Below are 25,633 nucleotides of genomic sequence, written 5' to 3'. Positions count from 1 at the left end.
GCGCACCGCAGCACCAAAGGCTCCTAGTTAGGTTGTAACTTCAGCTTTTCTATCAGGTCACCCCATTTCTTCATTTCAGCATTAAGAGACACCAAAGCCTCTTCGGGAGAATTACCAATTGGGTCAGCACCTTCTGCTGCCAATTTCTGTATAACCTCCTTGTCCTGCAGCGCGGCTTTAATATCAGCATTTAGCTTGTTCACAATCGCGTCTGGCGTATCGTCCGGCACCATCACCGCAAACCATGCACCACTTTCAAAATCCTTAACACCGGACTCGGCTACTGTCGGCACGTCTGCCAGGACTTTGCTGCGAGCACGGCCCGTCACACCCAAGGCCCTAAGCTTGCCAGCTTCAATCTGCGGAAGAACAAGAGGAATAGGCGCAAATGCAAAATCAGTGCGCCCCCCGATGAGATCATTGATGGCCGGCCCCATTCCCTTATACGCGACGTGCATCATCTCGACGTTCTTCAACAGTCCGAGCATCTCACCAGACAAATGGTTCGCAGATCCAACACCTGCAGATCCATATGTCACTTCACCCGGGTGCTGCTGCGCGTACTGCAGCAAGTCCTGAACATTCTTGAACCTGGACTCTTGTGAGGTGACTAATACAAATGGAGGAGCCGCAACCAAGGTGACCGGCTTCAGATCTTGCAAGACATCATAGGGAAGGTCTTTTATAAGCTTATGGGCGACAACCAGATTCCCAGCAGCACCAAGAACCATGGTGTAGCCGTCAGCTGCGGCTTTGGCCACCTCGTTTACTGCAATCGTTCCAGATGCTCCCGGCTTGTTTTCTACAACAACAGACTGATTCCACATTCCGCTCAATCGGTTAGCCAGTAAGCGCACGATCATATCTGCGTTGCCGCCAGGGGTATACGGGACTAGAAACCTTACAGGTTTTTCAGGGTAGGTTTCCGGGGCGCTATCGGCGAAGGCTGTGATGTGGGCCAAAACCAGACAGATTGTTGCAGCAATACTTTTAATCATTGATTTGTCTCCTATTCGTACCGAACAGCTCTTTGCGCAAGCCATGGGGCAATTGTTTGATTTGGATCAATTGTAGATAGGCTAATGATCGAAATACAGTATGATTAATCGATCATGTGATAGGGAATCCCGAAGCTTGAAAACAGCGATAAATAATCGAATTTCACAAATGCGAATCAAGCACCTAACCTTGCTTGAGCGCTTGATGGAATACCGTTCGCTACGCAAGGCCGCCGAGTCGCTGCGTATTAGCGAGCCTTCAGCAAGTCAACTGGTGCGAGATATCGAAGCCATGTTTGGCATGACGCTGTTCGACCGTGGTCGTCGTGGAATGACCCCAAACCTGAAAGCTGAAGCCTTGTTAAAGCGGGCACGCGTAATTTTGCGTGAAGCGCAAGGGATGGAAAATGATCTGACGAGCCTATCCGAGGGGCAAGCGTCGAGCTTTTACCTCGGTGCTCTGCCACGTTGTATGCAGGGGTTAGTCCCTAATACGCTTGCCCATCTCTACCGAAACGAATTTAATATACGAGTGCACATACTAGAGGGCTCTTCTACTGTGCTGTTAAGCGCTTTGGATCGTGGTGAGTTGGACCTGGCGATAACCCGCCTGCTCGATGATCATGGCAACGTTCTAGCTGATACCCGCTTTGATACACAAGTTTTGTACGAGGAGGGTATGTCTATCATCTGCGGGAATGACCACGAACTTGCCAAGGCAAAAGGTGTAAGGCTCAGTGAGCTGAAAGGATACTCCTGGGTTCTACCCTCTTCTGGTTCTGTGACCCGAAAATTGATTGAGACCGAGTTTCTTAACGCTGGCCTCAGCCCTCCAAAGCCGCTAGTGGAGTGCGCTATCTCCGCCTCACAGTTAAACATGGTCAGAACAGGCCATTTCATAGGGATTTGTCCATCCTCCATTGCCGCACAATGGCAGCAACAGAAACTCATTCGAGTTGTACAGGTCGCATTAAAGGTTCCTCTTCCGCCGATTGTGGCTGCTTGGCATTTGACTAAAAGCGATGATCCGCTTATTGCAACCATAAAAGGGGCTTTACTGTATAACGCCGACACCATAGCGCCCAAGCGGAAGCATCGTAGCCGCAGCTCATGAAATACAACACATAAACCCTGAAGGCCTTCTTGCCATTACCGCCGGGATGAAATATTTGCTTTAATAAGGCCGATCCGAACCCCTTGCCCAGGATGCATCTTGAGCCTTATCGTCAACGCTGTCTTCCCGCTGTTTGCGCTTATTTTGCTTGGCTTCCTGAGCGGCCGAAACAATCTGCTGGGGGCCGGCTCGGTCGACAGCCTGAACAAGTTCGTGGTCTATATGGCGCTGCCCGCGCTGCTGTTCCAGTCCATGGCCAAAATTACCTGGGACGAAATCAACCAGCCGGGTTATCTTGCCGCCACCATTCTGTCGATTGCAGTCACATTTGGGGTGTCCTATGCGCTGGATCGCAAGCGCAAGGGTCGTCTGGCCGACGCCAGCATAGAAGGCCTGGCAGCCTCCTATTCCAATGCAGGATTCATGGGCATACCTTTATGCCTGATGCTGTTCGGTGAAGCCGGCCTGCCACCTGTCGTCCTGGCCACACTGATCACCGCCTGCGGCCTGTTTGCCTTTTCAATTGTGCTGATCGAAATCGATCTGCAAGCCACTCCCGGTGTCTGGCGCACGGCACGCAAGGTAGGCAAAGCCCTGCTATTCAATCCGCTGGTGGTCGCTCCCGTACTGGGGCTGTTGCTGGCGGCCATGCAGTGGCCGCTACCTTATGCCGTCGAACAGTTCACCACTTTGCTGGGGGCTGCCGCCAGCCCTTGCGCGCTGGTGACCATAGGCCTGTTCCTGTCCAAGGGAAAATCCACCAGTCATCACAGTACTGTCTGGCGCATCGTCGCTCTGAAACTGCTTCTTCATCCGCTGATAGCGTTTGTGCTGGCTTACTGGGTATTTGACATGCCCCCGCTCTGGGCCAGCACCGTAGTACTGCTTGCCGCCTTGCCCGTGGGAACCGGGCCTTTCATGCTGGCCACGCTTTACGAGCGCGAGCCTGCCGTCACATCGCGTGCCATCCTGCTGTCCACTGTCTTGTCACTGGTCACCGTTTCGCTGCTGGTGTCGTGGCTTACGCCAGTTGGTCCATGAACAAGGCCAATGCCACATCCCGCTCGGTAACGCCCTTGGCATCGTGAGTCGTCAAGGTGACGCTCAGCCGGTTATAGACATTGGTCCACTCGGGATGATGGTCCAGCTTTTCAGCCTGCATGGCCACCTGCGCCATAAAGCCAAAGGCTTCGTTGAAATTCTTGAAAACGAAGGTTTTGTGTATGGCATCGCGCCCTTCCGTGGCCGACCAGCCCTCGAGCAACAACAGGGCCGACGGAGCGCCAATCAGTTTCAGCCGGTTCTTCATGGACTTCCCCTTGAGTGAAGCATCGTCAGTGTGCTGTTTGCCCGGTTCCCGCCTTCGAATCAAGCGAAGCAGCATGCAGCCTTACATCATAATGGCATGATCTGGCTGAAATATGACAAATCGCTGCCAAACCCTGCTGGCGCCCTGTCTGAGCACTTCGAATACCTGACCAGATACAGGACACTTGTCTTCTTTATTTCAGACCCGACCAACCTGCAATCAGCGCTCGCTCCTGATCGGTCATATGAGTGATATTGCCCAGCGGCATATAACCGCTGGCCACCGCCTGTTTGATCTGAGCGGCATGCAGCAAGATCTGGTCGTGTGTATCGAATACCATGCCGGCAGGCGGAGCGGTAAAGCCCGGCTGAACCGGCGTGGCGGAATGGCATTGCACGCAGCGGGCCATCACTATGGACTGCACCTGCAACAACTCTCCGGCCGCTGCTTGCGGCACCGAAGCAACATTGCCCTGACCCGCGCCCTTGGCCGCTCCCGCTGCACTTGCCGGAGCCTTTGCAGGCGCCGCCAGCCACAAGGCCAGCAACAGCAAAACCACACCGGCCAATGGGTAGGCGGGCCGGTTCTTGCCCATGTGCCGCAGTACAAAATACTGCCGTATCAGTGCGCCTGCAAAAATGAACAGGCTCATGACCACCCAGCTCCAGGCACCGGAAAAAATAAAGGAATAATGATTGCTGAGCATCAGCAACACTACCGGCAGGGTGAAGTAGGTGTTGTGCACCGAGCGCTGCTTGCCGCGCAGGCCATCCAGCGGATCGGGTTTTTCTCCAGCCTTCAGGGCGGCCACCATGCGCCGCTGCCCCGGGATGATCCAGAAGAACACATTGGCCGACATGCAAGTTGCCATGAGCGCGCCAGTAACCAGAAAGGCGGCTCTTCCAGGAAAAATCTGCACGGTCAGATAAGCCACCACGACCATCATGACGCCAACAGCGGCGCTGAGCAAACCATCGTGCTGCATAGTGGGGCTGATGCGGCGACACAGCTGCGAATACACGATATAACCCAGCACCAGGAAAGCGACGGCCACTACGCCGGCCTGCCGGCCGCTCAGCGCCGCCGCCCAGGCCCAGGGACTGGCCGTATTGACGAGGTAGAACTCGGGCCGATACAAATACAGCAGGGCAAACAGAGCGAAGCCCGAAAGCCAGGTGGTATAGGCCTTCCAGAACGACCAATGCAAATCATCGGGCAATTCTGCCGGACTGCTCAGGTACTTTTGATTATGGTAGAAACCGCCGCCATGTACCGCCCACATTTCACCGTGAACGCCGGACGCTCTCGCTTGCCGGTCGCGCGGTACCCGCAGGCTGTTATCGAGCATGACGAAATAAATGGATTCGCCTATCCAGGCAATGGCCGCAATGACATGCAGCCAGCGCAGCAGCAGATTGCCAGCGTCGAGCGCGTAGGTATACATGCCCAGACCCTAGCTGCCGCGATAGGTTGACCAGGTCCAGGGCGTGACCACCAGTGGCACATGGTAGTTTTCAGATGGGTGCGCCACACCAAAGCGCAGCGTGATCTGGTCGACAAATCGTGGCTCGGGTACACGCACGCCTCGGGCAGCGAAATAATCGCCAGCATGGAATACCAGCTCGTATATGCCTTGCTCCAGGTCAGGGCCTTGCAGCAAGGGCTCATCGCAACGGCCATCGCTATTGCTGTGTGTCTTCCGCAGCAATAGACGGCTTGCATTGTTGATACGGTGCAGTTCGATCCGGACGCCTTGCGCCGGCACACCGTTCATGGTGTCCAGCACATGTGTCGTAAGCTTCCCCATGCTTGTCTCCGCTTGTTGCCCGCCTTTATTGATACCATACTGACGGCTGTTGCTTCTATTGAAACACAATCATTGCTGATTTCGGAGTTTCCATGGTGACCACAAACTATCCGCGAGACCTGATCGGATACGGCCGCAATCCGCCGCATGCGAACTGGCCAGGCAAGGCGCGCATCGCTGTTCAATTCGTCCTGAATTACGAAGAAGGCGGCGAAAACTGCGTACTGCATGGCGACCCTGGCTCGGAGCAGTTTCTATCCGAGATCATAGGCGCCTCTGCCTATCCTGATCGCCACCTGTCCATGGAATCCATTTATGAGTACGGCTCGCGCGCCGGCGTATGGCGCCTGCTGCGCGAGTTTGAAAGCCGTGGCCTGCCCCTCACCGTCTTCGCCATAGGCATGGCGCTCGAACGTAACCCGGAAGCGGCTCAGGCTTTCGTTGAACTGGGTCACGAAATCGCCTGCCACGGCTATCGCTGGATACACTACCAATCAGTCGCCGAGGACATCGAACGCGAACACATGCAACGCTGCATCGAAGTGGTCAGAGCACTGACAGGGCGACACCCGGAAGGCTGGTACACCGGCCGCGACAGTCCAAATACCCGGCGGCTGCTCATGGAAGAGGGCGGTTTTCTGTACGACGCCGACTATTACGGCGACGATCTGCCTTTCTGGATGCCCGTCAATATGCCGGATGGCACGGCGCGACAGCAACTGATCGTGCCCTACACACTCGATAACAACGACATGCGCTTCGCATCTCCTCAGGGTTTCAACAGCGGCGATCAGTTCTTTGCCTACCTGAAAGATGCCTTCGACGTCCTGTATATCGAAGGCGAACACTCGCCCAAGATGATGTCGGTGGGGCTGCACTGCAGGCTGGTCGGGCGGCCAGGTCGCTTCGCCGCCTTGCAGCGTTTCCTGGACTATATCCAGCGGCACGACCGGGTCTGGATTCCTACGCGTGCGGCCATTGCCCATCACTGGTCGGAACATCACCCCTGGCAGGACACGGCACCCGGTTAGCATGCCCTATGCGCCCGCAGCGTTATCGCCCAATCAATATCGCCCCTTAATCGTCATTCGCCCTTTCAGGAGCCCGCACCATGGCTGCAACCGATCCTTCCGATGGAACCATCATCAATGCCGCAGCTGCCGAGCTGCCCTTGTTCGCCACCCGCCATGCCAATCTGGCCTCGGCCGACTTCGGCGCCAAAGTACTTGATTGCACCGATGAATTCTTTGCCAAGTCCGAGCGCATGCTGCAAGCGTCCGAACCTGTTTTCGTCGTGGGCAAATTCGACGACCATGGAAAATGGATGGACGGCTGGGAAACCCGCCGACGCCGCAATGGCGGCCACGACACTGCCGTCATTCGCCTGGGCATGCCCGGCATCATCAAGGGCCTGGACATCGACACCAGCCACTTCACCGGCAACTATCCTCCGGCCGCCTCGGTGCAGGTCTGCCATGTACAGGGCGATCCGGACGACAGCACGGTCTGGACCGAACTTGTGCCTGCCTCATCCTTATCCGGCAATGCTCACCACTTCATCGACATCACCGATACCCAGGTATGGACGCATCTGCGGCTGCATATCTACCCCGATGGCGGCGTGGCGCGCTTGCGCGTTTATGGCCAGCCTGCTTGCGACTGGTCCCAATACGATGCCGACGCACTGCATGAGGTATCGGCACTACACCATGGCGGACGTATCGTCGCTTACAACAACGCACACTATGGCACGCCATTTCGCCTGATCATGCCCGGGCGCGGCGTCAATATGGGCGACGGATGGGAAACAAGACGCCGGCGCGAGCCCGGCTACGATTGGTGCATTATCGAGCTGGGACACGCCGCCACAATTGAAAAAATAGAAATCGATACAGCGCATTTCAAAGGCAACTATCCCGATCGTGTCTCGGTGCAGGGCGCCCGCATGACAGCATCAACCGACGAATCACTGATCACCCAGGCCATGTTCTGGCCAGCGCTACTGGCCGAACAAAAAACCGAAGCCGACGCACAACATTTCTTTGAAGGCAACGCGCTTCGGCAATGCGGTCCGGTTACACATGTGCGCGTCAATATGTTTCCCGATGGCGGCATCAGCCGCGTACGCTTATGGGGTCGCCTGGCTGTTTAAGCAAGCGCCGGGCGCGATCGACGGCTACCTGCTCAGACAGACGGGCTGCGTTCGTGCCGCAAACGCCCCGCTGCATACGTGGCGGCTACCGCGCGATCATCACCTAGCGTCAGCAGCGCGAACAACATCTCCTCCAGCGAGTCGGCCCGCGCCGTGCGTCGTGCCAGCAACGGAGTAGCCTGCGGATCGAGCACAATAAAGTCGGCTTCGGCGCCGGGGGCCAGCGTACCTATCTGGCCGCCCAGATCCAGCCCCTGCGCCGCCCCTTCTGTCGCCAGATAAAACAAGGTGTGCGCACTCAAGTGATGGCCGGACATGCGCGCCACATTGTGCGCCGCAGCCATGGTCTGCAGCATGGAAAACGAGGTACCGCCGCCTACGTCCGTACCCAGCCCAACCGGCACTCCTGCGGCATTGGCGGCAGCAAAGTCAAACAGGCCGCTGCCCAAAAACAGATTGGAGGTCGGACAATGCACGGCCAGTGTGCCCGTCTCGGCCATGCGGTGGCGATCCGTTTCATCAAGCCAGATGCAGTGTCCGTATGCCGCACGACGGCGCAGCAAGCCAAAATGATCGTAGATATCCAAATAGCTGCGGTGGTCCGGAAAAAGCTGTTTTACCCACTCCATTTCGGCGGTGTTTTCGGCCAGATGACTTTGTATGAACACGTCCTGGTAGCGTTGCGCCAGCTCACCACACAGCCCCAGTTGCTCTGGAGTGGAAGTAGGGGCGAAGCGCGGCGTCAGGGCATACATCTGACGTCCTTTGCCATGCCAGCGCTGGATCAGGGCCTCGCTATCGCGTGCCCCGGATTCAGCCGTATCCTGCAAATAATCGGGACAGTTCCTGTCCATCATTACTTTGCCGGCCACCATACGCAGTTGGCGGGCATGACTTTCCTCGAAGAAGGCTTCAGCCGATTCGGGATGTACGGTGCAATACACCAGCGCGGTTGTCGTGCCGCAGCGTAACAGCTCATCCAGAAAGAATTGGGCTGTGCGGGCTGCATGTCCGGAGTTCTGGAAACGACTTTCTTCCGGAAACGTGTAGGTCTCCAGCCATGGCAGCAGGCCTTCCGCAGGCGAAGCAATGATATCGGTTTGCGGATAGTGCAGATGCGTATCGATGAAGCCTGGCATGATGAGCTTGCCACGCCAGTCCACCACGGAAGTGTCTGCACCCAGGCTGGCTGCAAGCGCCTGATAATCGCCAATCTGAGCTACATGGCCATCGTGGACGACCAGCAGCCCGTCGGGCAGGTACACCGTGGCGTCACCATCTGCTATCTGCTCAGGTGATGCCGTGAAATACAGCAGTTGTGCGCGATATGCGATTTTTCCATCGGGCCTGACTGCCCCGCCGATAGGCTGCATCAAGGTGTCTCACTCGGTCTTAGCACCCAACGTGGGCACAATCAGGGGCAATGGTAGCAGGTCATCGGCGCCGGCTGGCAGGTGTGTGGCAGCAAGATATTGTTCGCGCGCCTGCAGCAGTTGGGCGGCCACGGCCACCGCAATGATTTCGGGCGCCTTGCCGCGTATGCCCGGCACACCTATCGGACATATCATGCGCGCCAGCCTGGCGTCGGGCACACCCCGCTCACGCAGACGGCGCTCAAACTTGTGGCGCTTGGTCTGCGAACCTATCAGGCCGAAATAAGCAAAGTCATCGCGCTTCAGAATTTGGCGACACAAGCGCAGGTCCAGGGCATGGCAATGCGTGACAACCAGGAAGTAGCTGCCTGGCGGCGCCTGATCCACCACCGCTTCGGGCGTGTCGGTGACCTCGATGCTGACATTGGCAGGCCATGCTTCGGGAAATTGTGCATCACGTTCATCCACCCACAGCACAGTACACGGCAAGCTACCCAATATGGGGACCAGCGCTCGCCCCACATGGCCAGCACCAAACAGCACGAGATGCTGATCGGGTGGCTGCCGGGCTGCCGCCTCCTGGTCCAACAGGGCTTGCGTCAAAAGATCGAAAGCCAGAGTGGCTACGCCTCCACAGCATTGCCCCAGTCGCGGCCCCAAGGGTATACGCTCGACATGATGTGCACCGTAACCCTGCTGGCCGGCCAGCATGTCGCGGGCAATGTCGGCAGCACGCCATTCCATTTGGCCACCACCTATGCTGGACCATTGCCGGTCGGCCGTGAACAGCATGCGTGTGCCTGCTTCGCGCGGCGTTGACCCTTCGGCCTTGACCAGGGTTACCAGCACGGCCGGCTCGCCTGACGACAACAACTGCTGCGCGGTGTGGATCCAATCGTGCATCAGGCAGTGCTCCGGCCAGGCAAGCCACTCAGCGCATCCAGTATGGCCTCTGGTGTGGCAGGCGCATTCAGCTGAGGCTCGTTGCCATTGCCTTGCGCACTGACAACAGCATCACGTATGGCATTGAAAACACTGAAAGACAACAAAAGCGGCGGCTCACCGACCGCCTTGGAACGATGGACTGTGTCTTTGATGTTCTGGTTATGAAACAAGGCCACCCGGAAGTCAGCAGGACAGTCGCCCACAGCCGGTATCTTGTAGGTGGAAGGGGCATGGGTGGTGAGCTTGCCTTCGTTGTTCCAGCACAGCTCTTCTGTGGTCAGCCAGCCCATGCCTTGAATAAAGCCACCTTCAATTTGCCCGATGTCTATCGCCGGATTGATGGATTGCCCCACGTCATGCAACAGGTCGGCTCGCAGCAGCTTCCATTCGCCGGTCAAGGTATCGATCACGACTTCCGACACGGCTGCACCATAGGCGAAATAATAAAAAGGCCGACCTGTCATGGTGTGCTTGTCCCACTGTATGCCGGGCGTGGCATAAAAGCCTTCCGACCACAGTTGCACTTGAGCCCAGTAGGCCGTGTCCACCACCTGAGCAAAAGGCAATTGCTGCCCGTTGACCGCCACGGCATTATCGGCAAACACCACATCAGCGGCCGACCCACCCCAATGAGCAGCGGCGAACTCAGCCAGCCGGCAACGTATGCGACGTGCCGCATCCTGTGCGGCCTTGCCATTCAAATCGGAACCGGTCGAGGCCGCCGTAGCCGAAGTGTTGGCGACCTTGCTGGTGTCGGTTGCCGTTACGCGGACACTGGCCAGATTCACGCCCAGCTCGGTTGCCGTAACCTGAGCCACTTTGGTATTCAAACCCTGGCCCATTTCGGTACCACCATGGTTGACCAATACAGAGCCATCACGATAAACGTGCACCAGCGCACCCGCCTGATTGAAGGCGGGCACATTGAATGAAATGCCGAACTTCACGGGGGTGAGCGCCAGACCTTTTTTCAGCACCTGGCTGTTGCGGTTGAATTCCTGTACGGCCTTGCGGCGGGCCTCATAGGCACTGGCAGCCACCAGTTGATCTGTGAGCGGCACCAGTACATTGTCCAGCACGGGCTGACCATAAGGTGTGGTGTTGCGGTCTTGCCCATCATAGAAATTGACGCGCCGGACCTCGAGGGGATCGCGTCCCACACGACGAGCAATGGTATCCAGCAGGACCTCGGTGATCAGCGCCCCCTGCGGCCCGCCAAAACCGCGAAATGCGGTATTGGACTGCGTGTTGGTTTTGCTGCATACGGCCAGCACATCGATATGAGGGATGTAATAGGCATTGTCCACATGGCATACGGCGCGTGTCGCTACAGCCTCGGACAAATCAGCCGAAAACCCGGCGCGCAAACTCATGTCCAGTTTCAGGCCCAGTATGCGACCCTGCTCGTCAAAGCCCACGTCATAGTCATAATGAAAGCCATGGCGCTTGCCGGTGATCATGAAGTCATCATCACGATCAAGACGCAGCTTGACCGGCCTGTTCAGGCGTGTGGCGCAAAGGGCTGCCACGCAGGCAAAAAGCGCCGACTGTGATTCCTTGCCGCCAAAGCCGCCGCCCATACGCCGGCACTCCACTCTGAGCTGATGTGCATGCCAGCCCAGCACATGAGCCACTACAGCCTGCATTTCACTGGGATGCTGGGTGGAGCAATGCAGATGCAGGCTTTGACCTTCTTTGGGTATGGCGTAAGAGACTTGCCCTTCCAGATAAAACTGCTCCTGGCCATTGCATGAAAAAGTGCCGGCCAGGCGTTGCGGCGCCGCCGCAATGGCAGCCTCGGGGTCGCCACGACGCATGCGCATGGGTGCCACCACTGTAGCCTGTTCCGCCCCAGCAGGTTGTGGCGTCAGCTGAGCCGGCAGGTCTTCGTACTGAATGCATGCCAGACGCGCTGCGCGGCGGGCGGCGTCGTGACTTTCAGCCACCACCGCAAAAACAGGCTGGCCCACATATTGCACCAGACCGTCGGCCAGCACGGGATCATCGTGCACGATCGGCCCACAATTGTTTTCTCCAGGAATGTCGCTTGCAGTCAGCACCGCCACCACCCCGGGTGCCCGTCGTACCGGGTCCAGGTCCATGGAGAGAACGCGCGCATGCGCCTTGCCGGACAAACCCAGGGCGCCATGCAATGTGCCTTGCAGCTCGGGCAGATCGTCGACATAGATGGCCTCGCCACTGACATGCAGGGCGGCCGACTCATGCGGCGCCGGCGCGCCTGCCGCGTTGGACGCGGTCGCTTTGACGCCATCATGCAGGAAAACTTCTGATTGCGTATTCATTTAGGGAACATCCGCAAACACACTGGTTTCTTGCGCTGGCAACGGCTGGTCAGCGCGAGTTTCAAGGTAGAAGCGATACAGCAGATTCTGCGCGGCCACCATGCGATAACGGCTGCTGGCACGCATATCGGACAAAGGTTTGTAATCTTGCTTCAGCGCTTCCATGGCCAGTCTGGCTGTGGCCAGCGTCCAGGGCTGGCTTTCCAGCGCGTGCTCTGCAGCCGGCGCGCGGGCTGGCGTTGCGGCCATGCCTCCGTATGCCACACGCGCGTTGCGTATCAGGCCATCGTCCAGCCTGAAGGCAAACGCTGCACATACTGCAGAGATATCCTGGTCGAAACGCTTGGACAACTTATAGCTGCGAAAACACAAGCCGCTAACAGGCAAGGGCACGCGCATACCTTGCACAAACTCGCCGGTTTGCAGCGCATTCTTTTGATAGCCCAGGTAAAAATCTTCCAGGGCCAGCGTCCGGGTATGTTCAGCCCGGCGCAAGACCAGCTGTGTGCCCAAAGCGATCAGGGCAGGCATGGCATCGCCTATGGGAGAACCATTGGCAATATTGCCACCAAGCGTGCCGGCATTGCGTATGGGAAACGACGCAAAACGCCGCTGCATTTCGTGCAACTGCTCATAACGCTGCACCAAAGCACTATAGGCGTCGTTCAGCGAGACACCGGCACCTATGCACAAAACCCCGTCGTCTTCATCCATATCGTGCAGCCCGGCCACCCGGCCCACATGGATCAACTGAGGCAGCTCGCGTAATTGTTTGGTAACCCACAAACCGATATCGGTGCCGCCGGCCAATAGCCGCGCATCGGGATAATCGAGTCGCAGCTGCGCCAGTTCAGATAAGGTGCGTGGTGCAAAAAATAGTTGCTCGCCATGGCGATAGTTGAAGGTATCAGTACGACGCAGTGTATCCAGCTGCCCGGCCAGAGCCTGCTCGTCGAGGGTCAGTCGCGGCGAGTCGAACATGGCATGGGCCGCATCGACGATAGGGCGGTAGCCCGTACAGCGGCAAAGATTGCCCGACAAAGTGTCGTGTATGTCCGCAAGCGTGGGGCGTTCGCCCGCCTGCTGCTTGTTATACAGAGCCCATAGGGACATCACGAACCCCGGCGTACAAAAGCCGCATTGCGAACCATGATGATCGACCATAGCCTGCTGCACTGGATGCAGGGCACCATTGGGCTGCCGCAAATCTTCAACTGTAAAAAGCGCCTTGCCATCGAGTGTGGGCAGAAACTGTATACAGGCATTGACTGCCTTCAGGGCAAGCTTGCCGTCGTGATCGAGCTCGCCCACCACCACCGTACAGGCGCCGCAATCACCTTCGGCGCATCCTTCTTTGGTACCACGGCAGTGCAGGTCTTCGCGCAGGTATTGCAAGACCGTTCGCGTCGTTGGCTGTTCAGCCACTTCGTGAACCTTGCCCTGATAATAAAAACGGATGTTGTGCGTCTTCATTGAACCGGCTCCGTACTCGCAGAGTACCCAGGGATCGCACCTGGCAAATATTGTCAGGCCTCATCCCGATTGTGCCCGCTATCGGGGGTGATTTCAATTGCGACCTGACCGCCCTTTGGGGCACACTAGTGTCTTGTTTATGCAGCGACGGCTTTGCTGTCCCCTACAACACGCAAACCAGCACGAGCTCCACATGACCACCACACAAGCGCCGTTTCCAACTCCGGCCGAACTGTCCGTCATGCCTTGCCAGGCATTCACCGAGGCACTGGAGGGTATCTTCGAGCACTCTGCCTGGGTTACTCAACGCGCCTGGCATGCCCGCCCTTTTGACAGCGTGCAGGCATTGCACAAGGCGCTGCTGGACGCCGTCAGCCAAGCCGACCCCGCTGACCAGCTTGCCCTCATACGCGCCCACCCCGAGCTGGCGGGCAAGGAAGCCGCTCAAGGCACGCTGACGCAGGCATCGACACAAGAACAACAAGGAGCCGGACTGGACCAATGCAGCGCCGACGAGCTCGCACGCCTGCGCCGGCTGAACGCTGCCTATCGCGAGCGTTTCGGTTTTCCATTCATCATTGCGGTCAAAGGCCTGAGCCGCCACCAAATCATGGATGCCATCGATACACGCCTGCTGAACAGTCGCGACATCGAGCTTTCTACCTGCCTGCAGGAAATCGGCAAGATTGCCCGTTTCCGGCTGGACGCCCGCTACTCTTGAGGTGCACAACCATGACCTTTAACAACCTGCCCATTGCACCCCTGACGCCAGACGCCTTCGCCCCCTACGGAGATGTCATTGAAGTCTCCGGCCAGGCCAGGCATTTCACCATCAACGACGGCAATACCGAACGCTACCACGACCTCGCCCATATCGACCCAGGTCCGAACGGCAAAGCCATCGTGTCGATATTTCGCGGCCTGCCCCGCCAGCTGCCTTTCACGGTCAGCATGATGGAGCGACATCCGCAAGGCAGCCAGGCTTTCATGCCGCTGTCCGGTCATCCCTATCTGGTGGTGGTTGCTCCGGCGGGCGCTGCGCCAACCCTGGATAGCTTGCGCGTGTTTCTGTGCCAAAGCACCCAAGGCGTCAATTACCGAACAGGAGTCTGGCACCATCCGCTGCTTGCACTGGATCAGGCCTCTGATTTTCTGGTCATAGATCGCAGTGGCCCGGGCGAGAACTGCGATGTCGTCAACCTGAGCCCGCCCGGTATCATCAACGCAGCTGACTAGCCATTCCGGCCAGCCCGCGCTTCAGGCCGGCAGCTTTTCTTCCCAATAACCAGGGCGGTTATAGATGTCGCGCAGGAAGTCGATAAGATGGCGCACCTTAGCGGGCAAATAGCGTTGTTGTGGATACACCGCCTGGATGTTGTAGTCGGGCAGGGCGAAATCATCCAGCACCGTCATCAGACTGCCGTCCTTGAGCTCCGCCTGTATTTCCCAGGTTGAGCGCCAACCTATACCCAGGCCCTGCTTGATCCATTCGTACAGCAGTTCGCCATCGTTGCAGGCCAGGTCACCCTCGACCCGCACGGCAAAGGGCTTGCCGTTGCGCACAAAAATCCAGCCGCGTTGCTGCCCGCCCTGCAGATTGAAGGCCAGGCAATTATGCCGGGTCAGATCCTCGGGGATGCGCGGTACACCATGCTGGCTGAAATATTCTGGCGTGCCGCACACCACACGCCGGTTTGGAAACAGGTGCACCGGCACATAATTGGGATCTTTGACTTCGCCTATGCGTATGGCCATGTCATAGCCTTCCCGCACCAGGTCTTCGACACTGTCAGTAAAGTTGAAAGACAAGCGCAGCTCGGGGTAGAGCGTCCGGAAGGCCACCGCATGCGGTGCCACATGCTTGCGTCCGAAGGCGGCCGGTGCCGCCACCGCCAAATGACCGCGCACCACATTGCGGCCTGCACTGATGCCGTCTTCTGCCGCATCAAAGTCCTGCAGCAACTGCTGGCAAGTCTCGAGAAACTGTTCGCCCAGGTCAGTCAGAGTCAGCCCGCGAGTCGACCGATGCATCAACTGCACCCCCAGCCGCCGCTCCAGCGAGGTCAGGCGCCGCCCCATGATCACCGGGGTGACACCCTCGACGATAGCCGCCGCGGCAAAGCTGCCTTTCTCTGCAATCAGGGCAAAACTGCGTATGGCGGTATATCTATCCATTCCGTACCTAAATTTAGGTTCTAAGGGTGAAAGCAAACAGGAAAGTTCTCAAAAACTCTTTTTTACTGGTAATAGCCAATACTAAAAGTATCGATAGAAACGATAAATCATAGCATTCAACTCCAGGCTTATTTTCATTATGCTATAGCCATGCAGGCGCATCCGGCGCCGCCTTCCATCCATCCAATCAAAGGAACACCATGAGCGAGCGAACTTCCAGCCATCGGCTGCAGGTTGCCACCGTACTGTATGACTTCATCCAGAACGAGGCCCTGCCCGGTACCGACGTCAGCGCCGAGGCATTCTGGTCTGGCTTCGACCAGTTGGTGCACGAGCTGGCACCCAAGAACCGCCAGTTGCTGGTCGAGCGTGATCGCCTGCAAGCCGAACTCGACAACTGGTACCGCCAGAACCCCGGCCCCATCCAGAACGCCGCGGCCTACCAGGATTTCCTGCGCCAGATCGGCTACCTGAAAGACGTGCCAGCCAGTGTGGCCGTCAAGACCAACAAAGTCGACACCGAAATTACCCAGCAAGCCGGTCCACAGCTGGTCGTACCCATTACCAACGCACGCTACGCGCTGAACGCCGCCAATGCACGCTGGGGCAGCCTGTACGATGCCCTGTATGGCACCGATGCCATTTCCGAAGAAGATGGCGCCACCCGGGCCGGTGGCTACAACGCCAAGCGCGGTGACAAAGTCATTGCCTTTGCACGCGCCTTCCTGGACGAAAGCATTCCCCTGGCCGCCGGCTCGCACAGCGATGCCAAGCGCTATGCCGTGAACAATGGCAAACTGCAGGTCAGCCTGAGCAATGGACAAGACACCACGCTGGCTGACACTACGCTCTTTCTGGGCTATCGCGGTGACGCTGCCCAACCCGAAGCCCTCGTGTTCAAGCACAACGGCCTGCATTTTGAAATCCAGATCGACAGCAAGGACCCCATCGGCGGGCAAGATCTCGCGGGCATCAAGGACGTGGTCATGGAAGCTGCCATCACCACCATCATGGACTGCGAAGACTCCATCGCCGCCGTCGATGCCGCAGACAAGGTCAGCGCTTACCGCAATTGGCTGGGCCTGATGAACGGCAGCCTGGCCGAGGAAGTCAGCAAAGGCGGAAAGACCTTCACCCGCAAGTTGAATCCAGATCGTCAATACACCGACCTGAACGGCCAGCCGCAGTCTCTGCATGGCCGCTCCCTGATGTTCATCCGCAACGTGGGTCACTTGATGACCAATCCGGCCATCCTTGACGAGGCCGGCAATGAGGTGCCCGAAGGCATACTCGATGCGGTCTTCACTTCGCTGATCGCCATCCACGACCTGAAGAAACAAGGCAACTCGCGCTCGGGGTCCATCTACATCGTCAAGCCCAAAATGCATGGTCCCGACGAAGTCGCCTTTGCAACTGAGCTGTTCTCGCGCACGGAAGCCTTGCTGGGTCTTGCGCCCAACACCATCAAAATGGGCATCATGGATGAAGAGCGCCGCACCAGTGCCAACCTCAAGGCCTGCATTGCCGCTGCGCGCGAGCGCGTCGCCTTCATCAATACCGGTTTTCTGGATCGCACTGGCGACGAAATGCACACGTCCATGGAAGCGGGCCCCATGGTGCGCAAGGGCGACATGAAGCGCAGTGCATGGATAGACGCCTACGAGCGCAACAACGTGCAAACTGGCCTGGAATGCGGCTTGCGCGGTCAGGCTCAAATCGGTAAAGGCATGTGGGCCATGCCCGACCTGATGGCCGACATGCTGGTACAAAAAATCGGTCACCTCAAGGCCGGCGGCAACACAGCCTGGGTGCCATCGCCCACCGCGGCCACCCTGCATGCGCTGCACTACCACCAAGTCGATGTGCAGGAAGTCCAGAAAGGCATGGAAGGCAAGTCCGAGCCTTTGCTCGACAAACTACTGACCATCCCCGTCGCCACCGATACCAACTGGTCAGCCCAGGAAATCCAGGAAGAGCTCGACAACAATGCACAGGGCATACTCGGTTATGTGGTGCGCTGGGTGGACCAGGGCATAGGCTGCTCCAAGGTCCCCGACATTCATGACGTCGGCCTGATGGAAGACCGCGCAACCCTGCGCATTTCCAGCCAGCACATGGCCAACTGGCTGCGTCACGGCGTGGTCAGCCAAGCGCAGGTACAGGAAACCATGGAACGCATGGCCGCTGTGGTTGATGGTCAAAATGCCGGTGATCCCCTGTACCAGCCCATGGCCGGACACTTCGACACCTCATTGGCCTACAAGGCAGCCTGCGATCTGGTGTTCAAAGGTCTGGAACAACCCAACGGCTATACCGAACCCTTGCTGCACCAGTGGCGCCAGGCAGTAAAGGCCAAGTAAGAATCCGGCCAGCCGTTCATACACAAGGCCTGAAGTGCGGGAGCGTTTCAGGCCTTGTTGTTTGTGTCTGGTATGGGCAAAGAAGACGGAAGCTAAGCGCGCACCTTTGCCACGATTTCGTCCAGCCGGCCCAGCATCAGATCGATTTCCTGGGCCGTGACATTCAGCGCCGGCATAAAGCGCAACAAGGACGGCCGCGGTGCGTTCAGCAACATGCCCTCGGGTGCCCAGTCGCGCGCCATGTTCACAATGGCAACACCATCGTCGCGATCGAGCATCAGGGCACGCAGCAGGCCCACACCACGCTCGCCTTTCATGCCCCATTTGGCCGACAGGGCCAGCAGGCCTTCGGACAGCTGTTGCGCACGCGCGTTGACCGAGTCAAGAAAGCCTGGGGCCGTGATGGCATCAAAGACGGCAATGCCGGCGGCCGCCATGAGTGGATTGCCATTGTAGGTACCGCCTTGGTCGCCGTGTACAAACACGCATACTTCTTCGCGTGCGCACAGCGCGCCTAGCGGCACACCGGCGCCTATTCCCTTGGCCAGCGTCATGATGTCAGGCGTAATGCCCGAGCGCTCGTAGGCGAACAAGGTACCGGTACGGCCCATGCCGGTCTGCACCTCATCGACGATAAGCAAAAGGCCGTGTTCGTCGGCCAGTTTGCGCAACCCCTGCATATACTCGACCGTCGCCGGGATGACCCCGCCTTCACCCTGAACCGGTTCAAGCATGATGGCCACGGTCTGGTCGTCGATCAGGGCACGCACCGAATCCAGGTCATTCAAATCAGCCTTGGGGAAGCCATCGACTTGTGGGGCAAACATTTTGTCCCAACCAGGCTTGCCTGATGCCGACATGGTCGCCAGCGTACGGCCGTGGAAGCTATGATCGAAGGTGATGATCTTGTAGGCGCCGTTGCGCTTGAGCTGCCCCCACTTGCGTGCCAGCTTGATGGCACCTTCGTTGGCTTCGGCACCGCTATTGGTAAAAAACACCCGGTCGAAACAGGATGCGCCAGTCAGACGCTTGGCCAGGTCCATGGCAGGCTGGTTATAGAAGGCCGGCGAAGGGTTGATCAGTTGTTCAGCTTGCATTCCCAGGGCGCGAACGACTTCGGGTGGGCAGTGGCCCAGGCTGTTGACCGCCCAGCCCTGCACGAAATCCAGGTATCGCTTGCCATTGTGATCTTCCAGCCAGGAACCTTGTCCGCGCACAAAAACGAGCTCGGGACGGCTGGTAATCTCCATCAACGCGTCGACACCCGACTGATCAAATTTCATTTTGGCTTCCTATTCAAAAAAAGAAAGTAATGGCAGCAAGTCCTGCAAGGCAAATTTTACCGCAGTACAGCAAGCATGGGCATGACGAACCCGCCGCGTTCAAGCGCGCAAAATCGTGCGCAAACGCAGCATGAATCTGGGACCAAATACATTAATGATCAGGCCCAGCATGACGATTGCGCCGCCCAGCCATTGCACGGCTTGCAGCTGCTCACCGAGCAGCCAGGCCGCCGAGACCAGGCCTATGACCGGTACCAGCAGCGTCAAGGGCGCCACCTTGCTGGCCGGATGCCGCGTCAGCAGGCGCCCCCACAAGACATAGCCAATCACAGTGGCCACCAGAGCCAGATAAGTTACCGCCGCAACCCCCACATAAGTAATCTGGCTCAGACTTTCTTGTATGGCCTGCGGCCCCTCCAGCGCCCATGACATTGCCAGGAAAGGTATAGGTGGAATCAATGCGCCCCAGATCACCAACCCCAGCATATCGACCTTGCCGGCCACCTTGGCAACAATATTGCCGCTGGCCCAGCTCAAGGCCGCCAGCAAGGTCAATACAAAGCCCAGCAGGGTCATCGAGCCTCCTGTGGCACCCTGCTGTATAAAGACCAGCCCCAGCACGGCAACACCCATGCCCAGGATATTGTGCCGGTACACCCCTTCGCCCAGCAATAGAGCGGCGATCAGTACCGTAAAGAAGGCTTGCGACTGAAGCACCAGCGAAGCCAGGCCCGCCGGCATGCCCACATACATAGCCGTAAACAGGAATACAAACTGTCCGAAGCTGATCGTCAGTCCATACAGGACGATGATGCGCCAGGGCAGCTGCGGTCGTTTGACGAACAAAATGGCAGGGAAAGCTACAAAGGTGAAACGCAAGGCTCCCAGCAGCAGGGGTGGTATTTCATCCAGCGCCAGCTTGATCACCACGAAATTAATACCCCAGGCGCACACGATGACCAAGGCCGCCAGCCAGTCTTTCAACGGCATTCCCATTCCTTCAGCTATATACTTGGAAAGCGGTATTATGCGCCAGGAGCCCGTAGCACCATGACTATTTCCATTCTTAGCCTGCACACCTACCCGGTCAAATCATGTGCCGGTATCGATCACGCCAAAGTCGCTGTCAGCCAAAGCGGCCTGTTTCTTGACAGGCAGTGGGTGATTGTCGACGGTAATGGTGTGTTCCTGACGCAGCGCCAGCACGCCAAAATGGCACTCATACAACCCGCTATTCAACAAGGCGACCTGACCCTGTCGGCACCGGGCATGCCCGATATTCTGGTGCCTTGGCTCACCGACACAGCCGAACCCGCCCAGGTGCCCGTACGTATCTGGGCAGCCGATACGCTGGGCTTCGACGAAGGCGATGTGGTGGCAAACTGGCTCGCAGCGTTCCTGGGCTTGCCCTGCCGCCTGCTGCGGGTACACCCCGAAGCCGAACGCTATGCCAGCCTCAAACACGTACAAAACTGGCGCGCCAAACATGGCGAGCTGATGCCGGATTTTCCGGCCCGTCACCGTTTTGGATTTGCCGACGGCTTTCCCTTTCTGATCGCCAACCAGGGCTCCCTCGACGAGTTGAACCAGCGCCTGCAGGCCAAGCGGCTGGACGCTGTACCCATGAATCGCTTCCGCCCCAATATCGTGCTACAGGGCCTGGAACCCTACGAAGAAGACTACCTGGCCAGCATTAAGGTGGGGCGCATGACGCTGGCTCAGGTCAAGCGCTGCGCCCGCTGTCCCATACCCAACATCGATCAGGCCACCGCCCTGCCGGCCGACGAGCCGGGCCTGACTTTGGCCGAGTATCGACAGTTTCCCGAAGGCTTGCTGTTTGGTGTGAATGCCGTGGTGGCGGGTGCCAGCGTTGGCAGCACGCTAAGCGCTGGCGATCTGGTCGAAGCTGAATTCGATTTTTAAGCGTTCCGCGAACAAGCCCACGCGCTGTACGCCCGCCAAAGTACTAGGCGTGGCGGGCGCTGCGGCCGTAGTGTTTCTCGAGCCGAGCCTGTACCTGCTCCAGGCACAAGCTCAGTATCCAATAGATACCTGCCGCAGCCAGATACAACGGGAGGGGCTGGAAGGTGGTGGCGATCACGTCTTTGGTGGCCAGCAATAATTCAGTGACCGTAATCACCGAAACCAGCGAAGTATCTTTGATGAGGCTGATCAGGGAGTTGCTCATGGATGGCACGGCCAGGCGCAGAGCCTGGGGCATCACGATGTAGTGCAGATTCTGCCAGTAACTGAGGCCTAGGCTGTAGCCTGCCGACCACTGCCCTTTGGTAATCCCCACAATGGCGCCCCGCAGGCTCTCAGAAATATAAGCGCCAGCATTCAGGCTAAGTGCCAGCACCCCGGCCGTCAGCGGATCGAATGAAATACCGATGCTGGGCAGGCCATAGTAAATAATGAATACCTGCACCAGCAAGGGCGTACCCCGCATCATGCTTACATATACCGTGGCCGGAACTTGAGTCCAGCGGCTGGGAATAATACGCAGCACAGCCAGCGCAAAGCCCACCAGCAAGCCGCCAAACATGGCTGAAAAGGCAAAGATCAAGGTGTAGCCGGTCCCCTTCAAAAGAATGGGACCGGCCAGGACCATCAGGTCAAAGAAATTCATACTGAATCAAAAACTGGAATTACTCAGGTTTGCGAACCTTGCTGACATCAATGCCAAACCATTTATTCGAGATCTTGGCAAACTCGCCGCTGTCGAAAGCGTCTTGCAGGGCCTTGTTCAGTGCCGCTTCGAAGCCTGGATTGCCTTTGCGAAAGGGTATGCCATTGAACTTGGGCTCGCCCACAATTGCCCCGCCCTTGATGGGAATATTGGATGTCTTGACCAGATAGGCGGTCATCAGTTGATCGTTCAGTGCAGCATCGACACGTCGGCTGATCAGGTCGGACAAATACTCGGGGGCACCGGGATAGCTTTTGACATCCACCCCTTCCTGGGACTTGGCCAGAGCCTCGTAGTTGCTGCCCTGCGATACGCCCAGTTTCTTGCCTTTCAGGTCGGCGAAACTGGCGTAGCCTGCGTCGTCATTCTTGCGCAGAATCAGCTGCGGACTGGACGCCACATAGGGTATCGAGAAATCAAAGGTTTGCTGCCTTCCGGGCGTAATGCCCACTTGATTGACGATGACATCGAACTTGCCCGAACTGAGTCCAGCCAGAATCGCGCTCCATTCTGTTTTGACAAACTGTACCTTGACACCCAGCTTGTCGGCGATGAGCCTGGACACTTCGATGTCGAAGCCATCGAGTTCGCCTGTTTTGGTATCTACGTAATTAAAGGGTGGGTAGGTACCCTCGACACCGACAATCAAGGTACCGCGTTCCTTGACGGTATCGATCAGATCGGCCGCCTGGGCAGCACCACCGGCGACAAGGGCCGACACAGCCACTGCGCCCGCAGCCAGTAAGCCGCGTACATAAGCAAAAGTCTTCATGAATTGTTCCTGCAAGATATTGGGTTGGCAGCGCAAGGCAACCGTTTCAGGCCACCCCGGCAACATGCGCCAGAAACCTTATGCTAGCAAGCCCGCCCGATTTTTATAACTATTTGTTCATTACTTATAAATAGCTAAAAGAAATATAAAAATTAGCTTAAAGCAATTATTGTTATTTAAATTTTCTATCGACCACCAACACTATCGCTCTGCTAATCGTAAAGACTCAGCTGCTCGGGCGCCCTGTTCGTTTCATCTTCCGGGCCTGTACCAGGCTGCAGTCCACTGATGCGTACCCCCAATAGCCGAATCCGGTGATTCAGCTCTATACGCTTCAGACACTGCCCGGCCGCATGATGTATGACCTGCGCACTGCCGGTGGGGCCCGGTAGTGTCAGGTCACGCGTGACTGTACGAAAATCATCGAAGCGCAGTTTGATCCCTATAGTGCGCCCTACATAGCCTTTACGCAGCAAATCACCTTCCAGCTGTTCACATAATTGTGAAAACTGGGCAGACAACACCTTCTTGTCGTGCTGGACGTGCAGGTCACGCTCGAAAGTCGTTTCACGACTGATGGATTTTGGTTCCGAATAGGTGACAACAGGGCGGTGATCAACACCCTGTGCCACATTCAGCAGCCACTGCGCATAGCTCAGGCCAAACAAGCTTTGCAACAGCTCGGGGGCTGCGGCAGCCAGTTCGGCAATGGTATGGATGCCTGCTGCGGCCAAACGAGCATTCGCTTTAGGCCCTATGCCATTAACCTTGCCCACCGGCAGTGGCCAGATTCGTGCCTCGAGATCACCTGGCCCAATAATGGTTATACCGTCAGGCTTATCGAGTTCTGACGCTATTTTCGACAGCAATTTGTTGGGCGAAATGCCTATCGAACAACTAAGACCGGTTGCCTGGAAAACAGCTTGCTTGATGTTGCGGGCCAGCGTCAGGGTATCCTCCGGATGTTGACTCAGATCGAGGTATATCTCATCGATGCCACGGTCTTCCATGTGGGGAGCAATACTCGCCACCGCGGACTTGAACAAGCGTGAGTAATAGCGATAGGCCTTGAAATCCACCGGCAGCAAAATCGCCTCGGGCGCCAGCTGGGCTGCCTTCATCATGCCCATGGCTGAAAACACACCCAGCGCGCGTGCCTCGTAAGTGGAGGTAGTCACCACACCGCGGCCAACATAGCCCTGCAGGCGCGAAAACAGCCGCGTGCCATCGGGCAGCACCGTAGGCTGACTTGCGCTGCCGCCACCAATCACGACAGGCAAGCCCTTGAGCTCGGGATAACGCAAGCGCTCTACCGATGCATAAAAAGCATCCATATCCAGATGAGCGATACGGCGAGGGCGAGCGTGTTCGGAATCCATGTTGGCTGCTGTACAAAAGCACAGCAAATTATAAGCCAATGACCAAAGCGCCACAGCCCGGTTCTGGTGCGTCGCAACACACGATGCACAGCTCCAGTGCAGGTGACAGCGTTTTCCAGCCTGATGGGCCTGACATAAAGCTGGCACGAATTTTGCTTTAACTCCTGTGCAGATGTTTTACATGGAGCCCCAATGAAAGCCGCATCCCCACCGCCCCCTGCCTCTGGCGCGCAGACTATCGCCACATCGCAGATCAATGGTATCGATCAACGGCGCCGGGCCTTGCTTGGCGCCTCCGCCGCAGCCGGACTGGGAGCACTCTCGCTGATGGATCCCCTGATCCGGGCCACTGCATGGGCTGCCGGTTCCGATGCGCCCGAGAAGACCGAAGTGAAAATTGGCTTTATCCCGTTAACCGATTGCGCATCGGTGGTGATGGCTTCTGTCCTTGGCTTCGACAAGAAGCATGGAGTCAAGATCATTCCCACCAAGGAGGCCTCATGGGCCGGGGTACGGGAAAAACTCACCAACGGAGATCTGGATTTCGCCCATGTGCTGTACGGTCTGATCTATGGCATGCAGCTTGGGCTGGCTGGCGCCCAACAAGACATGGCCGTGCTTATGGGCCTGAACCAGAACGGCCAGGGCATCACTCTGTCGAACCAGCTACGCGAAGCGGGCGTGATCGACGGTGAGTCATTAGCCAGAAAAATCGCTGGCGATAAACGTCCGTACACCTTCGCACATACCTTTCCCACAGGCACGCATGCCATGTGGCTTTATTACTGGCTGGCCAGCCATGGCATAGATCCGGGCAAGACACGCAATGTGACCGTCCCGCCACCGCAGATGGTGGCCAATATGCGCATAGGTAATGTTGACGGCTATTGTGTGGGAGAACCATGGAATGCCCGGGCCATCATCGACAAAGTGGGTTTCAGCGCAGCCACCTCACAAGACATCTGGGTGGACCATCCCGAGAAAGTCCTGGGTACGCGTGCGAACTTCGTCGCAAGCCACCCCCATACCGTGCGCGCAGTTACCGCCGCGATTCTTGAAGCCAGCCGCTGGATAGACAGCTCGCCCGACAATCTGCGCAAGACGGCTGAAACAATAGCCGCCAAATCATATGTGAACGCCAACGTCGGCGTCATCATGGGCCGCATGCTGGGCCAATATGAAAACGGTCTGGGCAAGTCCTGGTCAGACGCACACGCCATGCGCTTTCATGGGGAAGGTGCGGTCAACTTTCCCTACCTGAGTGATGGCATGTGGTTCCTGACCCAGCACAAGCGCTGGGGCATCCTGAAGGAACACCCCAACTACCGGACCGTTGCACAACAAGTCAATCGCATCGACACCTACAAAGAAGCCGCCGCGGCGGCCAACATAGCATTGCCCGCCAGCGAGTCGCGCAGCAGTAAGTTGCTGGACGGCGTGGTGTGGGACGGCAGCGATCCGGCCGGCTATGCCGACGGCTTCGTCATCAAGGCATAAAGGG

23 protein-coding genes are annotated in these 25,633 nt (G+C 57.5%); 9 read left to right on the top strand and 14 right to left on the bottom strand.

Annotated features, from left to right (window positions below; genetic code table 11):
• Window positions 1-23: 23 nt before the first annotated feature.
• Window positions 24-998: a Bug family tripartite tricarboxylate transporter substrate binding protein gene (locus ERD84_RS03920; protein ID WP_130038297.1), complete on the bottom strand. Its 975-nt coding sequence runs from the start codon at window positions 996-998 to the stop codon at window positions 24-26.
• Window positions 999-1,134: 136 nt separating this feature from the next.
• On the opposite strand from ERD84_RS03920, the gene ERD84_RS03915 reads away from it, so the two are divergent.
• Both ERD84_RS03915 and ERD84_RS03910 read left to right on the top strand, forming a co-directional pair.
• Complete coding sequence (locus ERD84_RS03915) at window positions 1,135-2,112, top strand: LysR family transcriptional regulator (protein WP_167667238.1); 978 nt, start codon at window positions 1,135-1,137, stop codon at window positions 2,110-2,112.
• Window positions 2,113-2,211: 99 nt separating this feature from the next.
• Window positions 2,212-3,153, top strand: a complete 942-nt coding sequence (locus tag ERD84_RS03910) for an AEC family transporter (protein ID WP_130038295.1) — start codon at window positions 2,212-2,214, stop codon at window positions 3,151-3,153.
• Here the strand turns inward: ERD84_RS03910 and ERD84_RS03905 are convergent.
• From ERD84_RS03905 to uraH, 3 genes are all read right to left on the bottom strand, one after another.
• Window positions 3,134-3,421 (bottom strand): 4a-hydroxytetrahydrobiopterin dehydratase, encoded by a 288-nt coding sequence (locus tag ERD84_RS03905; RefSeq protein WP_130038294.1) that lies wholly within the window; start codon window positions 3,419-3,421, stop codon window positions 3,134-3,136. The two genes, ERD84_RS03910 and ERD84_RS03905, sit on opposite strands and share 20 nt — an antisense overlap.
• A 193-nt stretch (window positions 3,422-3,614) precedes the next feature.
• A complete protein-coding gene (locus tag ERD84_RS03900) occupies window positions 3,615-4,865 on the bottom strand; it encodes a urate hydroxylase PuuD (protein ID WP_130038293.1) in 1,251 nt (416 codons plus the stop codon).
• A 9-nt stretch (window positions 4,866-4,874) separates the two neighbouring features.
• Window positions 4,875-5,228 (bottom strand): hydroxyisourate hydrolase, encoded by a 354-nt coding sequence (gene uraH, locus ERD84_RS03895; protein ID WP_130038292.1) that lies wholly within the window; start codon window positions 5,226-5,228, stop codon window positions 4,875-4,877.
• 92 nt (window positions 5,229-5,320) lie between these two features.
• Between uraH and puuE the strand changes: the two genes are divergently transcribed.
• Window positions 5,321-6,259, top strand: coding sequence for an allantoinase PuuE (gene puuE, locus ERD84_RS03890; RefSeq protein ID WP_130038291.1), 939 nt, complete (start codon window positions 5,321-5,323; stop codon window positions 6,257-6,259).
• An 80-nt stretch (window positions 6,260-6,339) separates the two neighbouring features.
• On the top strand, window positions 6,340-7,380 hold the full coding sequence (gene alc, locus ERD84_RS03885; protein ID WP_130038290.1) for an allantoicase: 1,041 nt from the start codon (window positions 6,340-6,342) through the stop codon (window positions 7,378-7,380).
• A 32-nt stretch (window positions 7,381-7,412) separates the two neighbouring features.
• Here the strand turns inward: alc and guaD are convergent, their stop codons facing one another.
• The 4 genes from guaD to xdhA are packed head-to-tail and all read right to left on the bottom strand — an operon-like array spanning window position 7,413 to window position 13,474.
• The gene (guaD, locus tag ERD84_RS03880) at window positions 7,413-8,753 is read right to left on the bottom strand and encodes a guanine deaminase (RefSeq protein ID WP_130038871.1); all 1,341 of its coding nucleotides are present in this window, start codon (window positions 8,751-8,753) and stop codon (window positions 7,413-7,415) included.
• A 9-nt stretch (window positions 8,754-8,762) separates the two neighbouring features.
• A complete protein-coding gene (gene xdhC, locus ERD84_RS03875; protein ID WP_130038289.1) occupies window positions 8,763-9,656 on the bottom strand; it encodes a xanthine dehydrogenase accessory protein XdhC in 894 nt (297 codons plus the stop codon).
• Entirely contained in the window at window positions 9,656-12,001 is a 2,346-nt protein-coding gene (gene xdhB, locus ERD84_RS03870; RefSeq protein ID WP_130038288.1) for a xanthine dehydrogenase molybdopterin binding subunit, read from the bottom strand. The genes xdhC and xdhB overlap by 1 nt, the downstream gene beginning before the upstream one ends.
• Window positions 12,002-13,474 carry a xanthine dehydrogenase small subunit gene (xdhA, locus tag ERD84_RS03865; protein ID WP_130038287.1) on the bottom strand — a complete coding sequence of 491 codons (1,473 nt, stop codon included), beginning with the start codon at window positions 13,472-13,474 and terminating at the stop codon, window positions 12,002-12,004.
• A gap of 193 nt (window positions 13,475-13,667) precedes the next feature.
• Here xdhA and uraD point away from each other — a divergent pair, with 193 nt between their 5' ends.
• Both uraD and ERD84_RS03855 read left to right on the top strand, forming a co-directional pair.
• The gene (gene uraD, locus ERD84_RS03860; protein ID WP_130038286.1) at window positions 13,668-14,195 is read left to right on the top strand and encodes a 2-oxo-4-hydroxy-4-carboxy-5-ureidoimidazoline decarboxylase; all 528 of its coding nucleotides are present in this window, start codon (window positions 13,668-13,670) and stop codon (window positions 14,193-14,195) included.
• 11 nt (window positions 14,196-14,206) lie between these two features.
• Window positions 14,207-14,710, top strand: coding sequence for an ureidoglycolate lyase (locus ERD84_RS03855; protein WP_130038285.1), 504 nt, complete (start codon window positions 14,207-14,209; stop codon window positions 14,708-14,710).
• 21 nt (window positions 14,711-14,731) lie between these two features.
• On the opposite strand, the gene ERD84_RS03850 is transcribed toward ERD84_RS03855, so the two are convergent.
• Complete coding sequence (locus tag ERD84_RS03850) at window positions 14,732-15,649, bottom strand: LysR family transcriptional regulator (protein ID WP_130038284.1); 918 nt, start codon at window positions 15,647-15,649, stop codon at window positions 14,732-14,734.
• Between the two features lie 200 nt (window positions 15,650-15,849).
• On the opposite strand from ERD84_RS03850, the gene ERD84_RS03845 reads away from it, so the two are divergent.
• A complete protein-coding gene (locus tag ERD84_RS03845) occupies window positions 15,850-18,009 on the top strand; it encodes a malate synthase G (RefSeq protein WP_130038283.1) in 2,160 nt (719 codons plus the stop codon).
• A gap of 92 nt (window positions 18,010-18,101) precedes the next feature.
• Here the strand turns inward: ERD84_RS03845 and ERD84_RS03840 are convergent, their stop codons facing one another.
• The gene (locus ERD84_RS03840) at window positions 18,102-19,292 is read right to left on the bottom strand and encodes an acetylornithine transaminase (RefSeq protein WP_130038282.1); all 1,191 of its coding nucleotides are present in this window, start codon (window positions 19,290-19,292) and stop codon (window positions 18,102-18,104) included.
• Between the two features lie 99 nt (window positions 19,293-19,391).
• Window positions 19,392-20,282 carry an EamA family transporter gene (locus ERD84_RS03835; RefSeq protein WP_130038281.1) on the bottom strand — a complete coding sequence of 297 codons (891 nt, stop codon included), beginning with the start codon at window positions 20,280-20,282 and terminating at the stop codon, window positions 19,392-19,394.
• Between the two features lie 60 nt (window positions 20,283-20,342).
• On the opposite strand from ERD84_RS03835, the gene ERD84_RS03830 reads away from it, so the two are divergent.
• Window positions 20,343-21,215 carry an MOSC domain-containing protein gene (locus tag ERD84_RS03830; RefSeq protein ID WP_130038280.1) on the top strand — a complete coding sequence of 291 codons (873 nt, stop codon included), beginning with the start codon at window positions 20,343-20,345 and terminating at the stop codon, window positions 21,213-21,215.
• A 43-nt stretch (window positions 21,216-21,258) separates the two neighbouring features.
• On the opposite strand, the gene ERD84_RS03825 is transcribed toward ERD84_RS03830, so the two are convergent.
• From ERD84_RS03825 to dinB, 3 genes are all read right to left on the bottom strand, one after another.
• Window positions 21,259-21,921: an amino acid ABC transporter permease gene (locus tag ERD84_RS03825; protein WP_130038279.1), complete on the bottom strand. Its 663-nt coding sequence runs from the start codon at window positions 21,919-21,921 to the stop codon at window positions 21,259-21,261.
• Window positions 21,922-21,940: 19 nt separating this feature from the next.
• Complete coding sequence (locus ERD84_RS03820; protein ID WP_130038278.1) at window positions 21,941-22,753, bottom strand: transporter substrate-binding domain-containing protein; 813 nt, start codon at window positions 22,751-22,753, stop codon at window positions 21,941-21,943.
• Between the two features lie 212 nt (window positions 22,754-22,965).
• Window positions 22,966-24,132, bottom strand: coding sequence for a DNA polymerase IV (gene dinB, locus ERD84_RS03815; RefSeq protein ID WP_130038277.1), 1,167 nt, complete (start codon window positions 24,130-24,132; stop codon window positions 22,966-22,968).
• Window positions 24,133-24,324: 192 nt separating this feature from the next.
• Here dinB and ERD84_RS03810 point away from each other — a divergent pair, with 192 nt between their 5' ends.
• Window positions 24,325-25,629, top strand: coding sequence for a CmpA/NrtA family ABC transporter substrate-binding protein (locus ERD84_RS03810; protein ID WP_130038276.1), 1,305 nt, complete (start codon window positions 24,325-24,327; stop codon window positions 25,627-25,629).
• Window positions 25,630-25,633 lie beyond the last annotated feature (4 nt).

The organism is Pollutimonas harenae (genome assembly GCF_004153685.1).
Classification (GTDB): Bacteria; Pseudomonadota; Gammaproteobacteria; order Burkholderiales; family Burkholderiaceae_B; genus Pusillimonas_C; species Pusillimonas_C harenae.
The sequence above is the reverse complement of the archived record's forward strand: the minus strand, read 5'-3'. Positions and strand labels throughout refer to the sequence as shown.